16 protein-coding genes are annotated in these 17717 nt (G+C 41.1%); 4 read left to right on the top strand and 12 right to left on the bottom strand.

Annotated elements, in window-relative coordinates; genetic code table 11:
* Window positions 1-175 precede the first annotated feature (175 nt).
* Together pruA and V7K84_RS03000 are read left to right on the top strand one after the other, a co-directional pair.
* Window positions 176-3148: an L-glutamate gamma-semialdehyde dehydrogenase gene (gene pruA, locus V7K84_RS03005; RefSeq protein WP_334836255.1), complete on the top strand. Its 2973-nt coding sequence runs from the start codon at window positions 176-178 to the stop codon at window positions 3146-3148.
* Window positions 3149-3454: 306 nt separating this feature from the next.
* Window positions 3455-3910, top strand: coding sequence for a GNAT family N-acetyltransferase (locus V7K84_RS03000; RefSeq protein WP_334836252.1), 456 nt, complete (start codon window positions 3455-3457; stop codon window positions 3908-3910).
* 47 nt (window positions 3911-3957) lie between these two features.
* Here V7K84_RS03000 and V7K84_RS02995 read toward each other — a convergent pair whose 3' ends face one another.
* A complete protein-coding gene (locus tag V7K84_RS02995; RefSeq protein WP_334836250.1) occupies window positions 3958-6186 on the bottom strand; it encodes a hybrid sensor histidine kinase/response regulator in 2229 nt (742 codons plus the stop codon).
* A gap of 448 nt (window positions 6187-6634) precedes the next feature.
* Here V7K84_RS02995 and V7K84_RS02990 point away from each other — a divergent pair, with 448 nt between their 5' ends.
* The gene (locus V7K84_RS02990; RefSeq protein WP_334836248.1) at window positions 6635-7561 is read left to right on the top strand and encodes a cobalamin-binding protein; all 927 of its coding nucleotides are present in this window, start codon (window positions 6635-6637) and stop codon (window positions 7559-7561) included.
* 125 nt (window positions 7562-7686) lie between these two features.
* Here V7K84_RS02990 and V7K84_RS02985 read toward each other — a convergent pair whose 3' ends face one another.
* The 3 genes from V7K84_RS02985 to V7K84_RS02975 form a co-directional block, all read right to left on the bottom strand.
* Window positions 7687-7989, bottom strand: a complete 303-nt coding sequence (locus V7K84_RS02985; RefSeq protein ID WP_099100177.1) for a TMEM165/GDT1 family protein — start codon at window positions 7987-7989, stop codon at window positions 7687-7689.
* 47 nt (window positions 7990-8036) lie between these two features.
* A complete protein-coding gene (locus V7K84_RS02980) occupies window positions 8037-8468 on the bottom strand; it encodes a TMEM165/GDT1 family protein (RefSeq protein ID WP_334836245.1) in 432 nt (143 codons plus the stop codon).
* A 97-nt stretch (window positions 8469-8565) separates the two neighbouring features.
* Window positions 8566-8916 carry a YkgJ family cysteine cluster protein gene (locus V7K84_RS02975; RefSeq protein ID WP_334836242.1) on the bottom strand — a complete coding sequence of 117 codons (351 nt, stop codon included), beginning with the start codon at window positions 8914-8916 and terminating at the stop codon, window positions 8566-8568.
* Between the two features lie 242 nt (window positions 8917-9158).
* On the opposite strand from V7K84_RS02975, the gene psb30 reads away from it, so the two are divergent.
* Window positions 9159-9302, top strand: coding sequence for a photosystem II reaction center protein Ycf12/Psb30 (gene psb30 / locus V7K84_RS02970; RefSeq protein ID WP_069068686.1), 144 nt, complete (start codon window positions 9159-9161; stop codon window positions 9300-9302).
* 78 nt (window positions 9303-9380) lie between these two features.
* Here the strand turns inward: psb30 and V7K84_RS02965 are convergent, their stop codons facing one another.
* From V7K84_RS02965 to V7K84_RS02930, 8 genes are all read right to left on the bottom strand, one after another.
* Window positions 9381-11510: a single-stranded-DNA-specific exonuclease RecJ gene (locus tag V7K84_RS02965; RefSeq protein WP_334836240.1), complete on the bottom strand. Its 2130-nt coding sequence runs from the start codon at window positions 11508-11510 to the stop codon at window positions 9381-9383.
* Between the two features lie 81 nt (window positions 11511-11591).
* Window positions 11592-12017: a hypothetical protein gene (locus tag V7K84_RS02960; protein ID WP_334836238.1), complete on the bottom strand. Its 426-nt coding sequence runs from the start codon at window positions 12015-12017 to the stop codon at window positions 11592-11594.
* 116 nt (window positions 12018-12133) lie between these two features.
* Window positions 12134-12343, bottom strand: a complete 210-nt coding sequence (locus V7K84_RS02955; protein ID WP_334836236.1) for a hypothetical protein — start codon at window positions 12341-12343, stop codon at window positions 12134-12136.
* Window positions 12344-12604: 261 nt separating this feature from the next.
* Complete coding sequence (gene pstB / locus V7K84_RS02950) at window positions 12605-13432, bottom strand: phosphate ABC transporter ATP-binding protein PstB (RefSeq protein ID WP_334836234.1); 828 nt, start codon at window positions 13430-13432, stop codon at window positions 12605-12607.
* A 52-nt stretch (window positions 13433-13484) separates the two neighbouring features.
* Window positions 13485-14384 (bottom strand): phosphate ABC transporter permease PstA, encoded by a 900-nt coding sequence (gene pstA / locus V7K84_RS02945; RefSeq protein ID WP_179064466.1) that lies wholly within the window; start codon window positions 14382-14384, stop codon window positions 13485-13487.
* A 5-nt stretch (window positions 14385-14389) separates the two neighbouring features.
* Window positions 14390-15331 carry a phosphate ABC transporter permease subunit PstC gene (gene pstC, locus V7K84_RS02940; protein WP_334836231.1) on the bottom strand — a complete coding sequence of 314 codons (942 nt, stop codon included), beginning with the start codon at window positions 15329-15331 and terminating at the stop codon, window positions 14390-14392.
* Window positions 15332-15380: 49 nt separating this feature from the next.
* Window positions 15381-16382 (bottom strand): PstS family phosphate ABC transporter substrate-binding protein, encoded by a 1002-nt coding sequence (locus V7K84_RS02935; RefSeq protein ID WP_334836229.1) that lies wholly within the window; start codon window positions 16380-16382, stop codon window positions 15381-15383.
* Window positions 16383-16469: 87 nt separating this feature from the next.
* The gene (locus tag V7K84_RS02930; RefSeq protein ID WP_334836227.1) at window positions 16470-17627 is read right to left on the bottom strand and encodes a sulfate ABC transporter substrate-binding protein; all 1158 of its coding nucleotides are present in this window, start codon (window positions 17625-17627) and stop codon (window positions 16470-16472) included.
* Between the last annotated feature and the right edge of the window lie 90 nt (window positions 17628-17717).

Raw genomic sequence — 17717 nt, 5'->3', positions numbered from 1 at the left:
AATCAATCAAATCCTTGCGGTATAAGAATTACGAATTACGTAGCTTGCTTCTCGCCGGAGGTGAATATTCCGAATTACGAATTCCGCATAATGGTGACAGCTAAATGAAAGCGTCAAAATAGAAGACACAGGCTTTGTACAAAAAGCCTTGCCTTGATTAACGGAGTTATTATCAGTGGTATTACAAGTACAAACAAGCACCTACGAAGCTAAAACCCAAGAAATTGCTAAACAACTTCTAGCAGCAACGCAGGAAAATCGTTCGTTTTTTTCTTCTCTGCGCGATCAAATGCGTTGGGATGATAAGTTATTAGCTTGGGCGATGAGTAATCCTGGATTACGGGTGCAACTATTTCGCTTTATAGATACGCTACCTGCTTTGCACAGTAAATCAGAAATTGCCTCACATTTACAAGAATATTTAGGCGATGAATCTGTAGAATTACCGACAGCTTTGAAGGGGATGCTCAACTTTGCTAACCCCGACTCGATGCCAGGACAAGTTGCAGCTACAACCGTTGGGACAGCGGTTGAGACTCTTGCCCATAAATATATTTCTGGGGAAAATATTAAACAAGTCATCAAAACAGTTGAACGACTGCGAAAAGAAAAAATGGCTTTCACCATCGACTTACTTGGTGAAGCTGTAATTACCGAAGCGGAAGCGCAGTCTTATCTAGAACGCTATCTAGAATTAATGCAACAATTGGTGGAGGCATCGAAGAATTGGTCAGCTATTCCAGCGATTGATGAGGCTGATGGCGAAGCAATACCAAAAGTTCAGGTTTCTGTGAAATTAACGGCGTTTTATTCCCAATTTGACCCATTAGATGCTAAAGGTAGTGAGGAGCGAGTTAGCGATCGCATTCGGATTCTCTTACGTCGTGCTAAAGAGTTGGGCGCAGCTGTGCATTTTGATATGGAACAGTATGCCTATAAGGACATAACTCTCAGCATCTTGAAAAAACTGTTACTAGAAGAAGAGTTTCGGCAACGCACAGATATTGGCATGACAATTCAAGCATATCTGCGTGATAGCGAACAAGATACCGAAGACGTAATTTCCTGGTTGAAAGAACGTGGTTATCCTCTGACAATTCGCTTGGTGAAAGGCGCTTATTGGGATCAAGAAACTATTAAAGCAGCCCAAAAGCATTGGAAACAGCCAGTTTACAACGATAAAGCCGCAACTGATGCTAACTTTGAAACCATCACTCAGTTGTTGTTAGAAAATCATCAATATGTCTATTCTGCCATTGGTAGCCATAATGTGCGATCGCACTCTCGCGCCATTGCCATAGCTGAAAGTTTAAATGTCCCCCGCCGTCGCTTTGAGTTGCAAGTCCTCTACGGTATGGGTGATAAAGTTGCCAAGGCATTGGTTGATAAAGGTTATCGGGTGAGAGTTTACTGTCCCTACGGTGAATTATTACCTGGGATGGCGTATTTAATTCGTCGATTGTTGGAAAATACCGCTAATAGTTCTTTTTTACGGCAAAATCTCGAAAATCGACCAATTGAAGAATTATTAGCGCCGCCGATTGTCAAAGAGGAGAAGAACTCTTTAACTCCTGACTCTCATTTCCTCGGTGCTGCTGATACCGATTACGCTGAGGAAGAGGTGAGAATGAAGGCGGCGCAAGCTTTCCAAAGCGTTCGTCAACAGTTGGGTAAAACATATTTACCACTGATTAATGGCGAGTATGTTAATCCGCCGGAATTTGTTGATTCTCTGAATCCTTCTAAGTTCAGTGAGGTAATTGGTAAAGTTGGGTTGATTAGCGTTGAACAAGCAGAACAGGCGATGCAAGCTGCGAAAGCGGCATTTCCTGAATGGAAGAAAACGCCAGCCAAACAACGCGCTGATATTTTGCGGAAAGCGGGTGATTTGATGGAACTCCGCCGCGCTGAACTTTCAGTTTGGATAGTTTTGGAAGTTGGGAAACCAGTAAAGGAAGCTGATGGAGAGGTTTCGGAAGCGATAGACTTCTGTCGTTACTACGCTGATGAGATTGAACGGTTAGATAAAGGTGTTAATTACGACATCCCTGGCGAAACTAATCATTATATTTACCAGCCACGGGGAATTGCTGTCGTGATTTCTCCTTGGAATTTCCCCCTAGCGATCGCTTGTGGGATGACAGTTGCAGCTTTGGTTTCGGGCAATTGTACTCTCCTCAAACCTGCGGAAACATCTTCTGTGATTGCAGCGAAACTCACAGAAATCTTGGTAGATGCTGGTTTTCCTAAAGGTGTATTTCAATACGTTCCTGGTAAGGGTTCGCAAGTCGGCGCTTATTTGGTAAATCATCCAGATACTCATGTAATTGCTTTTACCGGTTCTCAAGAAGTCGGATGTCGAATTTACGCAGAAGCGGCAACGCTGAAACCCGGACAAAAACACATGAAACGGGTGATTGCTGAAATGGGCGGCAAGAATGCCATTATTGTCGATGAAAGTGCTGATTTAGACCAAGCTGTTGTGGGGGTAGTGCAGTCGGCATTTGGTTACAGCGGCCAAAAATGTTCTGCTGCTTCCAGGGTGATTGTACTGGAACCCATTTATGATGCCTTTGTGCAGCGGTTGGTGGAAGCGACAAAATCCTTGAATATTGGGGAAACAGAGTTACCGAGTACACAAGTTGGGCCGGTGATTGATGCTAATGCCCGCGATCGCATCCGCGAGTATATTGAGAAGGGTAAGGCAGAAGCACAATTAGCTTTGGAGTTACCAGCACCCGAACAAGGATATTTTATCGGGCCAGTCATCTTTAGTGAAGTATCCCCAAATGCAGTAATTTCCCAGGAAGAGATTTTTGGCCCTGTGCTGGCGGTGATTCGGGTGAAAGATTTCCAAGAAGCGTTAGCAGTCGCCAATGGTACAAACTTCGCTTTGACTGGCGGACTTTATTCTAGAACGCCTTCTCACATTCAGCAGGCGCAGACAGAGTTTGAAGTCGGTAATTTGTATATCAACCGCAATATTACCGGAGCGATCGTTGGGCGGCAACCCTTTGGTGGATTCAAACTTTCTGGAGTCGGTTCTAAAGCAGGCGGCCCTGATTACTTACTGCAATTTTTAGAACCACGCGCGGTTACAGAAAATATTCAACGTCAAGGTTTTGCACCAATTGAAGGAGCAGATTAAACTAACGTGAATTCCACGGCTCATATAGTATCCGTCTAATTTGCACAATCAAAACACCTCTCCCTGATTTTACTGGGTAAAATCCTCCCTCTCCGAGTCCTACGGTGTACACACATCTTGGTAATGAAGCCCCAATCCTGGATTTACCCCCCTTAATCCCCCCTTGCCAAGAGGGGGAGTTAGAGGGAGTCAGAAAGACTTGTGTGTACACCGTAGAGGGACAGGCTTGCACTTTCGTTCAAAGCATGGAGAGGTGCATCAAACTCACCTTAAACTACAATAGGTAGTAACCTAAAAGAGAGTTTCATGAGTAATTTAGTTATAAAAGTTGCTGAATTACCTGAAGATTTTCCGGCAATTCAAGCAATTAGAAAATCAGTTTTTCAAGAAGAACAAGGAGTAGACCCCGCTTTAGAATTTGATGGCAAAGATGAAATATCCGATCATCTAATTGCTTATTTAAATATGGAAGTTGTGGGTACTGCTAGAATCAGATATTTAGATGATAAAACTGCCAAAATAGAAAGGTTAGCTGTTTTATCGACAGTTAGAGGGCAAGGTATTGGTAAGAAAATTATGGAAAATGCCCTACAGCTGATAGCTAACCAAAATATTCCAGAAGTAGTGATTCATGCTCAAGAATATCTTAAAGATTTATACAAAAAGCTGGATTTTATAGAAGAAGGAGAAATATTTGAAGAAGTTAGTATTCTCCATGTGAAAATGAGAAAAATATTTTCACATTCAAGTAAAACTATCTAATATTTTTTTCAATCGGCGTTCAGAAAAAAATGTATTTTCATAAGCAATTAACTAAAATATTTCATTAGAATTGACTCTAGCTGGAGTATGCGAATTGGCTTGATAAGGTAGTCATCAACACTACCTGGTAGCATGGCAATTTCTTCCTCTAAAGGTTCGCGAAAGGTCATCATTACAATCGGTAAATGTTCCCGATAAGGCTCTTTTCTAAGGATATTCAATAAATTCAAGATATGAACATCCTTTACTAACTGCAAATCAAAAAAAACTAAATTGGGTTGGAAGCTTTGTACCTGTTTCAAAAAGTCGTTACTATTATCTATCCACTTGACTTGGTAGCCAATTGTGTGGAGATAATCTTGCAACACTATTGCTGTATTTTCCTCTTCTTCTACAAGCAAAATAGTTTTATTTGTGGGGATGACTGAAGAAGAGGAGGACGAGGTAAAATTTGCTTCCTCTTCTGTCTCATCTATCTTATCTATCTCATTTGTCTCATTTTCATCATTTCCCGGATGCTCTGGATTTGGTAGGAACAGAGTGAATTGACTGCCCTTTCCTAAAATTGATGTAAAGGTCACATCTCCGCCATGTAAACGCGCTAATTTACGCGTCAAGGCTAAACCCAAACCAGTGCCTTCATACTGCCGATTTAACCGACTGTCAAGCTGTTTAAACGGTTCAAATAAAAATTGAAACTGGCTTGAATCTATACCAATGCCAGTATCTGAAACTGTAAACGTTATCCCTTGTGGCACTTTTTTGACTACCAGCGATACTTCACCTGCTGGGGTAAATTTAATGGCATTGGTGAGCAAGTTGAGTAGCATTTGCTTGATGCGCCGCTCATCAGCAATACAAATATCAGCTTCTTGGTCAATTTGATGTGTGAGTTGCAATCCCTTTTCTGAGGCGCGATCGCGCACTGTCCAGATGGCATAATTACATATATCTGCCACTGACAACGATGATAGTAACAGTTCCTCTTTACCTGCTTCTACCTTAGATAAGTCAAGGATATCGTTAATCACTGCCAGCAGATGTTCACCACTACTATATATACAACTTACATATTCGTTCTGTTTTTCATTCAGAGAGCCAACTATTTCTTGTTGCAGTAACTGTGACAAACCCATAATCGCATTGAGAGGCGTCCGTAACTCATGGCTCATGGTTGCTAAAAATTCAGTTTTTGCTCGACTGGCAGCTTCTGCTGCTTCTTGAGAGGCGCGTAGTTTCAACTCTGTTTGCTTACGTTCAGTAATATCCTCAATCATCGCTAGAAAAAACTCAGGTTCACCATTGCTGCTTGGTATAACAGAAACAGAGATATGAGTCCAAACTAAGCTACCATTTTGATGCTGGCAGCATCTTTCTATCTCAATACGATGTCTTTCGACAAGCTGTTTCTGATGGTTGGAGGGTTGTAAACCGTCCCTCGAAGTTCTCTTTAAGTCTGTGCGAATTCCTGACATCAGTCGTTTGTAAAGTTTTAAATGCTCCCTTTCTATGGAAATATAATCTGTAAAGCACTTGCCGTATAACTCTTCTCGGCTGTATCCTAAAATCTCGCACAGTGCCAGATTAGTATCGACTATCTGCCCTTTCATATCTATCAGGCCAATGCCGATAGAGGAACGCTCAAAAATCGCCCGAAATTGTGCCTCACTCTGTCGCAGTGCTTCCTCTACGACGTTTCGCTCGTTCGCTTCTATAGCCAGCGTCACAAAATCTGCAATTGAGCCAGCAAAACTCTCTTCTTCTAAAGTCCATTGGCGTTCTTCACCTATATGTTCGTGGCACACTACGCCCACCAAATGACCCTCTAGCCAAATTGGTGCATCTAGTATAGATGTGATGCCCAAAACTGAAAAATAAGACTCGGATAATTCTTGGGTTCTGGGATCGTTTCTGGCATTCTCCGCAGCAATAGTACGCTCTTCTTCTAAAGCTTGGAAATAAGCAGGAAAATTTGTTTTTAAAAGAGAGTTACCAAGGGTATGCTCCTTAGTCCTGACATCATACAAATTAATGCATTCAATTTTTGAACGTTCTTCATTATATAACCATACCCCAACTCGCTCTACTAACAGCGTCTGAGCAGCAGTTTCTGTGATTTCCCTCAACACGGCATTGAGATTACCTTGCTGAAATGTTTTGCTTCTTGCCAGTTGCACCAGCGTTTGGCTTTGTTTTCGCCGGCTATTTTCTCTGATTCGTAAAGCCTCTTGGGCCTGGTTCTGCTCTGTAATATTTCTAGCTGACACCACCTGCATTAGTTGCCCTCAAGAAAAAATAATTTGGACTTGCAGTTCTACGGAAAAAGTAGAACTGTCTTTGTATAACTACAATTACTTGAGATGGTTTTTCATAACCGGAAAGTATAATTTTTCTAATTAAATTTTATGATTCTGGCTAATCAGTTATAAGCTAGATTTTGCTGATTACTTCTGTTACTTCATATTATTAATTTGTGCCAGGGGAAAATTAGCATTTCAAGTAATTTCACTATTAAGTAATTCTACTATTAAGTAGTATAAGTAGTATAGTATTTTTAATCTGGGACTGGGTATTGGAAAGAGTTTTTCCCAATACCCAATCCTCAGTACAATTTCTTGCTTAGTGCTGACTAGCAAAATACCCTTGATTCTCCTAGAGAAAGATACCTAATGGCTCAAATTCTGCCAAACTTAAGGTAACGGCAGCTTTTGCGGAGGTGGAGCGATGACAGATAGTGATGTAAGAATTGTTTCCCTGATTCCCGGTGGAACGGAGATTTTAGCGACACTAGGGTTGGTTAATGGTATTGTGGGGCGATCGCACGAATGCGATTACCCTCCAGAAATCCTCAATCGCCCCATTTGTACCCAAGCACGTTTAAACAGTGATGCCTCCAGCAGCCAAATTCACGACGAAGTGAACAATTTATTGCAATCTGCTCTCAGTATTTATGAAATTAAAACAGATGTTTTAGAGCAATTGCAGCCTACCCATATTCTCACTCAAGACCAGTGCGATGTTTGTGCTGTTAGCTTACATGATGTTGAAAAGGCAGTTGCTACACTCATTGACAGTAAACCTCAGATTATTTCTTTACAACCCAATATTCTCCAGGATGTTTGGGCTGACATTGAGCGAGTCGGCAATACTTTTGACGTAGACTCGGTAAAAGTCTTAGAAAATTTAGAAGCTCGCGTCAAAATTTGTCAGCAAAAAATCCAAGGACTTTCTTTAGATGAATTGCCTACTGTCGCCTGTATTGAGTGGACCGATCCTTTGATGGTCGCCGCTAATTGGATTCCTGAATTAGTTAACTTAGCAGGAGGACAGTCTCTATTTTGCGCTACAGGTCAGCCTTCTCCGATCCTGCCGTGGGAAACACTAGTAACAACTAATCCCGATGTAATTGTTTTTATGCCTTGTGGCTTTGATTTAAACCGCACTCGCAAAGAAGCCAATTTATTAACTCAACGTCCAGAGTGGGAAAAACTACACGCTACCGCAGCTGGTAGAGTCTACATTACTGATGGCAATTCTTACTTCAATCGTCCAGGGCCACGACTGGTAGATTCTCTAGAGATTTTGGCAGAAATTTTGCATCCAGAAATTTTTCAATACGGCTACAAAGGAACTGCTTGGGAACTTTTGTAAATAAGAATTCTGACTGGAGCCGGAGACGCTCCGGCTCCAGTCAGAATTCAGTATTAATTCGAGTCATTAGATAATTCTAATCATCGACGAAGAGTAATTCTGATTCCTGGATTCTGAATTCTTCTCTAAGGTGTTTGTTCAGAATCTGCTGATGGTTCATTGTTAAATAACAGCAGGCGTGCAGCAAGAATGGCAAATCCTACAGCCGCGATCGCTTTTAAAACGCGTGTAGGTAGTAATTCGGCTACTGCACCCCCTGCTAAAGATCCCAATAGGCTTGTCAACAGCAATGCGCCTGCTGCACCGAAAAATACTGCACGTGGAGAATTAGAACGTCCTGAAAGTGCGATCGCTGCTAGCTGACTTTTGTCACCCAATTCTGATAAAAAAACTGTAATAAAGCTAAGTCCTAATAAATGCCAATCCATATAATTAAGGGCGGTGGGTAATTTTTATAATTACAAATGACAAATGACTAATGACTAGTAAATACATCCCAAAACAGCATTATAGAAATTACTAACAACATCACGCCGGCTGATTTTTCTACAGTTTTCGGGCTGAGTCGATTGGCTATCCAACTACCTAAAAGTACGCCTAATAGGCTGGTAGTTATTAGCGCCGCCGCAGATCCGATAAATACCACCCACGGCGAATGAGATTGTGCGCTCATTAACAGAGTCGATAGCTGAGTCTTATCTCCAATTTCTGCTAGAAAAATGGTTACAAAAGTCGTACCAAAAACTACCAACACTGATTGCTGCTTTTGAGGACTATCGGCAATTACAGGCTGAACTGACAGAGCGATCGCAGGAGTTAAGTTAAAATCATTGCTGTCTTCCAGTTCTAGCTCAACCTCAGTCTGAGATATGCCAGAAATCTCCAAAGGTACAGAGTCAAGTTTCATTAGGCAGTAGTTTTGCTAGGGTCTTTTCATATTTCTATCATTTTCTCATATTTTTGTCATAAATTGCAACTACATACAAAAAAGGAGGGTGGAAGTGTCAAAGGCCAACAGCTTTGTCGAAGCGTAGTATTTCTAAACTGCGATCGCCATAAACTCCTTCTATTTGCTGGCGACAGCAGTCAATAGCAAAATCGTTGACTTCTTCTGGTTCAACCCCATACATATCTTGAAACACTTCTGATTCCACGCGACAGAAGCGCGGACGATTGGCGTAGATGCGACATTCTCGAGTGGTATGGTCGAAATTAACGCACCATCCCCCTTCGCCTACCATGCTGAGGTAGAGTTCTAGTTCTGGTGGTGAGAGATAGTCTTCCAAATCTGGACGCTCTGCTGGATCGAGATTACAGCAGGCTCCACATTGCTTTATACATTGCCAAGTTGACATTTTGGATTAGGGATTAGGGATTGAAGAAGGGAATAGGGTACAGAGAATAGGGTACAGATTATTCCCTGTCACCTGTCACCTCTGGCCTAATCCCAATGCCCCTATTTTACGTTTTTATATCTTTTCTTATAATTTTGTTAAGTAAATTAAATCTAACAGTCCATAGCCATATATGATCGATTTCGGGTTTTCTAATTTAAGTTATTGAATTTTTTAAGACTATTGGGAGGAGAAAAGGAAAAATGTTTGACGCTGTGTCTGACTTGTTTAACGCTTTTACCAGTATCAATTGGGAAGTTATTTTCCAATTGTTGTCCGTGGCGCTCATCGTGATTGCTGGCCCAGCAGTAATCTTTGTACTGGCATTTCGCAACGGCAACCTATAAGAGTGCTGAGTGCTGACTAAGGAGTTAACAGTTCAGAGTTAGGAGTGAAAAGTTAATTAAGAATTCATAACTCATAACTCATAACTCAGCACTCAGTACTGATAAAGCTTGAAGGGCAGCTTGGATAATATTGTCATACTGTGGTTGAGAAATATCAACTTCTTTAGCGTTTTGACGATTAGTACCCAGCAAACCAATTATATGTCCTGGCTGGATGGCTAAGACTTTGCCTTCAGAATTTCTAATTCTTAATTCTGCTTTAATACCATTTTTATAGAAACCACAAGTATATTTTCGCTGGTTGTACTCAAATGTGGTGCTTGACTGGATAGGTGGCGAAGCAAAAAATTGTTGAACCTGAATTGGCAGTCTGACTCCGATTAACTCTAGCTCGATGCTGGTGTTACCGTTAAAGTAATTTTCTCGCAGTTTGTAAGCGACATCCACTCGCGGTGGTAAGCGGAAATAGTCGCCCCAACGCCAAGCGATCGCTTTGATTTTATACTCCTGATTATCAACAGTTTGGGCAATTGTCAGTTTAATGTGACCCTTACCAACGATTTTTTGCTCAACCACTTGGACATTAGGTGTCCAAAAAACTGGATCGGGGTTGTCCATACCGCAGGGGTGAAGAGCATTAAGCTGTTGATAAAGCTGCTGATTGAGATGATTGAGGTTGACTTCGGCATCAATTTTCAGCAGAGGTTTGAGATGTTCGGGTTCGAGACACTGGTTAGCAAACTCAATCAAACGCGATCGCAACACCTGTAAATTCTCTGCTGGTAGAGAGAATCCCCCGGCTGCTTTGTGTCCGCCAAATTTCCCTAGTAGATCGTGACAATATTCCAAAGCTTCAAATACATGAAACTCTGGAATTGAGCGTGCTGAACCGCGTATATGTTCCTCATCCTCATAAGTCCCGATAAACACAGGAACACCGTAGCGTTCCACCAAGCGGGAGGCGACGATGCCAATAACGCCGTGATGCCAATTAGGTTGAACAACAATTAATACACGATCTTGCTGTAGAGATCCAACAAATTCTGTCTCTACATAAGCGATCGCTTCTTGTTCAATTTGCTGACACATTTCCTGGCGACTGGCATTTATTTGTTCGCATCGCATTGCGAGTTCCAGCGCCACCCCTATATCATCTGTAGTCAGCAATTCAATCACAGTCTGGGGATTACCAATCCGACCAATAGCATTAATGCGCGGCCCCAGACGAAACCCGATATCTTCAGGCTTTAAAGATTTTGGATTTTGGATTTTGGATTTTGGATTAGAAATTTTCTCCTCTGCTCCCCTGCTCCCCTGCTCCCCTGCTCCCCCTGCTCCCTCATCCCTCGCCTGCACGCCGCCTACCTGAATCAAAGCCTGTACCCCAGCTAAGTTGGATTTGGGTAAATGCTGTAAACCACGTTTCACCCAGCGGCGATTTACGCCAGTTAAGGGGGCTAAATCTGCGATCGTTCCCAGCGTAAACAGCGCTAGCATCGGCTGAATTAAGCCCTTAGTCTGCCCTAACTGTTGTGCTAGAGACACTGCCAAAATGTAGGCAACACCAACACCAGCAACACCCCGATAAGGTGAGGATTCGGCTATTAGTTTAGGATTGAGAATAGCGTTAGCTGGCGGTAATTTTTGGGGTATATCGTGGTGGTCGGTGATAATCACTGCAAGACCAAGTTCTCTAGCTCTCGCAACTGGTTCAAACGCAGAGATACCATTATCTACGGTGAGAATTAGCCCTACACCTTCACTGTGAAATTCTTCAACTATGCGTTTATTAATACCATAGCCTTCGTGCATCCGGCTGGGGATAGCATAATCTACTTGTGCGCCTAAAGTGCGGAGACTACGTAAAAGTAGAGCAGTGCTGGTCATCCCATCAGCATCGTAATCACCACAAATAGCAATTTTTGTTTGAGAAGCGATCGCATTTTCCAACAACTCCAAACTAATCGCCAAATCTGGGAAATCTTCTAACGGCGAAGGCAAAACTAAGGACTCTGGATTTAAAAATGCTTGTACCTGTTCTGGTGTTTCCATACCCCGATTAATCAACAACTGGCTGACAATAGGTGAAAGATTTGTCAAAATAGCCAGCTTTTGGGCAAATTCTGGTTTTTGCGGATAAATTTGCCAGCGCTGATCGGGTAAGCGTCGGTGAGGCTTTGATACTTCAGATACAGGTCGGTCTAGCACAATACAAGTTAGGAGTTTTCAGTTATGAGTGTTGAATTGAAAGTTGTTTCTTAACTCATAACTAATAACATTATTTGCTACCTATAACACGTTTATCCTACCATCATCCATAATATATAACGAGCGATCGCCTGGAGAGCGCCAGGTCGGACGGAGTTCTAGCCGCAATGTACCAAAGTTAGGTTTGGAGACTATTGCTTGTAGTGATAAACCCTTTTCGCTCCAAAATATCAGAGATGTATTTGGCTCAGTACCCTCTATTTGTCCTAAATTTAATTTCTGCCCTGGACTCAAGGATATTGCATCAGTTCCAGAGGGTTTTTGGATTTTGATTAAGTTAGGTGTGCTATTTATAACTTCAACCCTGATGTGTTGCCCAGGTGTAAACTGAATCGGATGTGACCCACACTTAGAGGCACAAGTTTTAGCTAAAGTAGCGCTGGGATTATTGATTGCTGCTACTAGAATGGTAGCTGTAACTAAAGCAAATGACAGAGACTTAAACATAATACACAGTATAAGTACTAAACTGAAATATTACTTTAATTAAGCACTGCCAAGCATCAGTATATTTTCCCGAATTACTATTGGTAATGCCCAGTTATTAAATTACGAATTACAAATTATTTTTTGTTGCTATATGTTACCCAATCGGTCATATCAATTACTTCATCCTCAGCATCATCTGAAGGTACACCAAACTCGGCTTCAAGTTCGCGTTGCTCATTATCACTTATGTAAGGAATAAGAATTTGGCAAAGGCGAAGTCTTTCTTCTTGCAGAACTTCACGTATGGTTTCTTTAATCAATGCTTTTAATTCTTGAATTTCCACTGTGTTAAATGTCAAGCTTATATAGCAGTCCTAAATCATTTGTAAACTTCTTTCCTTCTTTCATTAGCGCTCTTGGCGGCTTGGCGGTTTGATAATTTATACAACTCAATATAGGATTGCTATACTTTAATTTCAGTAGACAAAAGTATTTTGTAAGGGGACATTGAGTTGGCTAGATTTAGATGAAAGGGAAAGGTTTTGATAATAGTCGCTCACAACTGAACTTGGCTTTTACCTTTCCCCTTCTGCTGTGATGCCTCTTTAACCGAAGCGTCCACTGATATAATCCTCAGCTTCTTTAGTTTGAGGAGAACTGAACATTTGCGCTGTCGGATTAAACTCGACTAATTTGCCACGACGTTTGCCATACTCGTCAATTTCTGTATTGAAGAAAGCCGTGAAATCTGCCACTCTTGAAGCTTGCTGCATATTGTGTGTCACCATAATGATGGTGTATTGCTCCTTGAGTTGTAAGCAGAGTTCTTCTACTTGGCGGCTAGAAATTGGGTCGAGAGCAGAACATGGTTCATCCATCAATAATACATCTGGCTTCATTGCGATCGCACGCGCAATACAAAGTCGTTGCTGTTGTCCGCCAGATAATGCAGTACCCTTCTCTTTGAGTTTGTCTTTCACTTCATCCCAGATAGCAGCGCGTCTGAGGGAATCTTCCACCAATTCATCGATGTTACCTTTATAACCGTTAGCCCGCGGCCCAAAGGAAATATTTTCGTAGATTGACTTGGGGAAAGGATTCGGCCGTTGAAAAACCATTCCGACTTGGCGGCGTAATTTTACAGAATTTATCTTAGGATCGTAAATGTTGCGATCGCGATAATTCAGTCTACCCTCAACCTTAGCACCAGGAATTAAATCATTCATCCGGTTGAAGCAACGCAGTAAGGTACTTTTACCGCATCCTGAAGGCCCAATAAAAGCAATAATTTGTTTATCAGGAATCTTTAGATAAACATCTAAAAGTGCTAGGAATCCTCCATAGAAGACCTTCACACCTTCAACATTGAAAACGCTATTACCTTGTTCAATTGTGGCGCTATCTGATTTACTTCTACTATTGCTATAAGTCATTTTGCGTATCTCCAAATAAGCTGTGAATGTATCCAATTAGATATTTAATTACCTAACGGATTGAGAAGCGTTGCCGGATATAAATTGCTACACCATTTAAAGCTAAAATCAAGAGCAACAACGCAATAATTGTCGCTGCTGCTGCACCAGCAAAACCCGGTTCAGGACGAGTGATGTAACTGTAAATTTGAATGGGTAATGCCATAAATCTCTGGAACAAACCAGGGTCAAAAGTGAGAAAACCCACAGCACCGACAACAATTAGAGATGCTGCATCACCAATGGCACGAGATACAGAGATAATCACTCCTGTCAGAATACCGGGAATAGCATAGGGTATGACGTGACTGCTGATAGTTCTCCATTTGGTAACACCTAATCCATAAGAAGCATTTCTCAGAGAATCTGGGACGGCACGAATTGCTTCTCTAGAAGTAACAATAATTACTGGTAAAGACAACAAAGATAAAGTCAATGCACCAGAAATCAAAGCGGGGCCAAACCCAAGTAGATAATTGAAAACTCCTAAACCCAGCAATCCATAAACGATAGAAGGTACGCCTGCCAGATTACTGATATTAATCTCAATAATCGCTGTCCACCAAGCTTTAGGTGCATACTCTTCTAGATATAAAGCTGCTCCGACACCAATAGGAACAGTAACCAAGATTACAACAGTTCCCAAAAGAACGCTGCTGATAATTGCAGGGCGAATGCCACCTTGATCGGCAAAACGAGAAGGAGTTTCGGTCAGAAAGCCGGGTGACAAAAATCTACCTAATCCGTCTTTAAAAATATCAAAAAGTAGTAATGCTAGGATAAATAAACCAATCAGCAATCCTAACAAAAAAATTACTTCAAATACTTTCCCTAATGTCTCCCTACTTTCAACATTATCGGTAAATTCTGCCGTAGAATCTAGAGAACTATTTGGTTGATAACTTGTAGCCATACTTATTAATCGTATTTTTCTTTAAAGCGATTTGCAATCCAGTAACTAACAATATTCAAAGCTAGGGTGATTATAAACAGAACAGCACCTACAGCATATAAGGTTTTGAAATTGAGACTACCACGTGGACTATCTCCCCCAGAAATTTGTGCCATGTAAGCTGTCATTGTTTCTATTGATTCCGCAAAATTAACAGTCAGCTTTGGCTGTAGTCCGGCGGCGATGAGAACAGTCATTGTTTCACCCACAGCGCGAGAAATACCCAATATAATTGAGGCAATGATTCCAGAAAGCGCGGCTGGTAGAACTACTTTAAAAATGGTTTCCAGTTTAGTGATACCTAAAGCATAAGAGCCTTCTCGTAAAGAGCGGGGAACTGCTTTAATCGCATCTAAGCTGATAGAACCAACCGTAGGGGTAATCATTACTCCCATCATTAACCCTGCACTCAAAGCGTTGAATATTTCCAGAGGGATAATATTCCGTAGCAATGGTGTGACAAACAATAGCGCAAAGTAACCATATACTACTGTTGGTATTCCCGCTAAAAGTTCCACTGCTGGACGTAAAACTGCTGCTACTTTTGGTTGAGCATACTCACTTAAATAAATAGCAGAAGATAACCCCAAAGGAATAGCAACTGCCATTGCAATAGCCGTTGTTAAAAAAGTGCCATTAATCAAGGGCCAAACGCCAAAATGTCTATCTGCAAATAAAGGCGTCCATTTAGTATCAAGAAAGAATTGAGCAAAGGAAACTTCTTGGAAAAAACCGAATGTCTCCTGAAAGATAATTACGACAATTCCAAAGGTAGTTAAAACCGAAACTAAAGCACAAGCAAATAAAATTACTGCAACAATCTTTTCAGAGATATCTTCCGATGCATTTTTATCCAGTGATTGTCTGGATAGTAGAGAAGGATCGTCTTGAGAATTTAGATTTTGCATAAACAGTTATTTTTTAACTACATTCAGACTACAATGACTGGAACTTTATTTAAATAAAGTTTGTAATTGGTTCACCTGGTTTTGCTTTTTTGAATTTTGTCCCCGTTTCACCAGTAGCAAATTTTTGTTTGACTTTGACATAAGCTTCATCAGGTAGTGCCACATAACCAACACTATCTACCCACTTCCAAGAATTTTCTAGATAAAAATCTACAAATTCTTTGACTGCTGGCTTGGTATCTAAGGATTTTTTACTGACATAAAGAAACAGAGGACGAGACAAAGGTGTGTAGATATTTTTGATGACATTATCTACAGGAACTGGCTTTTCACACTTTCCTGTAGGACTTTCTACAGCAACTAAATTGAGTTTATCTTGGTTTTGAATGTAGTAAGATATCCCAACATAACCCAAGGCTGATACATCACCTGAAACACCTTGTACTAGGAGATTTTGATTGTGACTAGGGGTGTAATCTGTACGGCCATTCTTGGCTTTGCCAGTCACAGCTTGAGTCATATAATCAAAGGTTCCAGTATCAGAAGCAGGAGCATACAGCTTCAGTTTTTCGTTAGGGAATTTGGGATTAACTTGATTCCAAGTCAAGATTTTCCCGTCTGATTTTGCGCCCCAAATTTTGCCCAGTTCCTTAATAGTTAGACATTTGGCGAAGTTATTTTTACGGTTAGCAATTACGGCTATACCATCTAAAGCTACAGGTAACTCGACAAATTCAATATTCTTACTTTTACATTTTTTGATTTCTTCATCTCGAATGGTACGAGAAGCACCAGCTATATCAATATCGCCATTACAAAATTTACTGAAACCACCACCCGTACCGCTTGAGGCAACACTAACTTTAGCTTCAGGTTTTCCTCTACCGTATTCTTCTGCAACTGCTAAAGAAACAGGAAAACCTACAGCAGCACCATCAATACTTACTTGACTTTTTAATTCCTGTCCGCTGTTACAAGCAGTGATACTGCTGGCAAGAAGCATTAAAGATGTTAAGAAAAAACTATTTTGAAATCGGTTACAAAAGCTCATAAATTATCCATTGAGATAAAGTGGCTGAGAATTACTTATGCTTGGCTAGCTGCAAAATGTAGAGAATGCAGAATGATATCTCTTTTATCATGCTTTGTTCGCAGCTTGAATTTTGTCAAATATTGCCCCATCTCCAAAAAACTTGCTCCGAATAATATCCCAACCACCTAAATCTTGAGATGTGAATAAAGTTTTAATTGGCGGATATTGTGATGCTACTTCTTGGGTAACGCTAGGGTTAACAGGACGATATTGTAATTTGGCAAATTCTCGTTGAGCTTCTGTAGAGTAAAGAAAATCAACAAATGCTTGTGCAACTTCTCTTGTAGCGTGTTTATCAACGTTTTTATCAACTATCGCCACAGGATTGTCAATGGAAATATTGACTTGGGGTACAACATAAGGTAGCTTATTCCCATTTTTCCCCGCCAAAATCACCTCATTTTCGTAGTTAATTAAGACATCTCCCTCAGCTTTTTGGAAGAATAAATCGCTAGCCTCACGGGCATCTTTCGTTAGAGTAGGGGTATTCTTATAAACTTTGGTGACATAATCTAGCGCTGTTGCCTCATCACCACCTGTTAGAGTTACCGAACCCCAGAAAGCCAAGAATTCCCAGATAGCAATACCAGAAGTTTTTGGGTTAGCGGCAATCACTTTAACGCCATCTTTTGCCAAGTCTGCCCAAGTCTGAATGCCTTTCGGGTTGCCTTCGCGAGTAACGATCGCAGCAACCGATCTACTCACGATACCACTTCTCGGAGCTTTGGTTTCCCAACCTGATTTAATCAAACCTGCTTGCTGAATTTTGCTGACATCGAGGGGAAGTGCCAAATGTACTATATCTGCTTCTTGCGAACCGTCAATCACAGCAGCCGCTTGAGCGCCAGAACCACCATAGCTTTGCTCAAATGTGACATTTTGGTTGTGTTCTTGCTTCCACTTTTCGATAAATTTGGGAATTATTTGATCGTGAGCGGCTTTGGTGACAGAGAATGAAACGAGTTTTAACTTAACATCATTTTTGCTGGCGGAACTGCTTCCCGAACAGGAGGCAACTGCTATACTCAAAAAAATACTTATTAAAAACAGACTCACAAAGCTTTGGATACTGCGTCCATTCAACCAACTTCTAATTGCGTGTTGATACGATAGTTGTATAGTCCGCAAGGCTTTCATGGCATAAGCCTGCATCTCCTCACTCAGGAATTTACTTAATTGTGTCAGTTGTTGCGACTTGCCCATCAGAATCACCCCTAAATCTACGGTATTTCTACATGGATACCGTGATTATGAGAATTATAGGGTATATAGAATAATATTTATCATCTGGAT

This window comes from Nostoc sp. (genome assembly GCF_036917315.1).
Taxonomy (GTDB): Bacteria; Cyanobacteriota; Cyanobacteriia; order Cyanobacteriales; family Nostocaceae; genus Nostoc.
This window is presented reverse-complemented; position numbering and strand designations above follow the sequence as displayed.

Bases quoted from the DNA above. Each gene is read 5' to 3' on its own strand.
- V7K84_RS03000 (WP_334836252.1), top strand. From the start codon at position 3,455: ATGAGTAATTTAGTTATAAAAGTTGCTGAATTACCTGAAGATTTTCCG.
- V7K84_RS02995 (WP_334836250.1), bottom strand. From the start codon at position 6,186: ATGCAGGTGGTGTCAGCTAGAAATATTACAGAGCAGAACCAGGCCCAA.
- V7K84_RS02990 (WP_334836248.1), top strand. From the start codon at position 6,635: ATGACAGATAGTGATGTAAGAATTGTTTCCCTGATTCCCGGTGGAACG.
- V7K84_RS02985 (WP_099100177.1), bottom strand. From the start codon at position 7,989: ATGGATTGGCATTTATTAGGACTTAGCTTTATTACAGTTTTTTTATCA.
- V7K84_RS02980 (WP_334836245.1), bottom strand. From the start codon at position 8,468: ATGAAACTTGACTCTGTACCTTTGGAGATTTCTGGCATATCTCAGACT.
- V7K84_RS02975 (WP_334836242.1), bottom strand. From the start codon at position 8,916: ATGTCAACTTGGCAATGTATAAAGCAATGTGGAGCCTGCTGTAATCTC.
- psb30 (WP_069068686.1), top strand. From the start codon at position 9,159: ATGTTTGACGCTGTGTCTGACTTGTTTAACGCTTTTACCAGTATCAAT.
- V7K84_RS02960 (WP_334836238.1), bottom strand. From the start codon at position 12,017: ATGTTTAAGTCTCTGTCATTTGCTTTAGTTACAGCTACCATTCTAGTA.
- pstB (WP_334836234.1), bottom strand. From the start codon at position 13,432: ATGACTTATAGCAATAGTAGAAGTAAATCAGATAGCGCCACAATTGAA.
- pstA (WP_179064466.1), bottom strand. From the start codon at position 14,384: ATGGCTACAAGTTATCAACCAAATAGTTCTCTAGATTCTACGGCAGAA.
- pstC (WP_334836231.1), bottom strand. From the start codon at position 15,331: ATGCAAAATCTAAATTCTCAAGACGATCCTTCTCTACTATCCAGACAA.
- V7K84_RS02935 (WP_334836229.1), bottom strand. From the start codon at position 16,382: ATGAGCTTTTGTAACCGATTTCAAAATAGTTTTTTCTTAACATCTTTA.
- V7K84_RS02930 (WP_334836227.1), bottom strand. From the start codon at position 17,627: ATGGGCAAGTCGCAACAACTGACACAATTAAGTAAATTCCTGAGTGAG.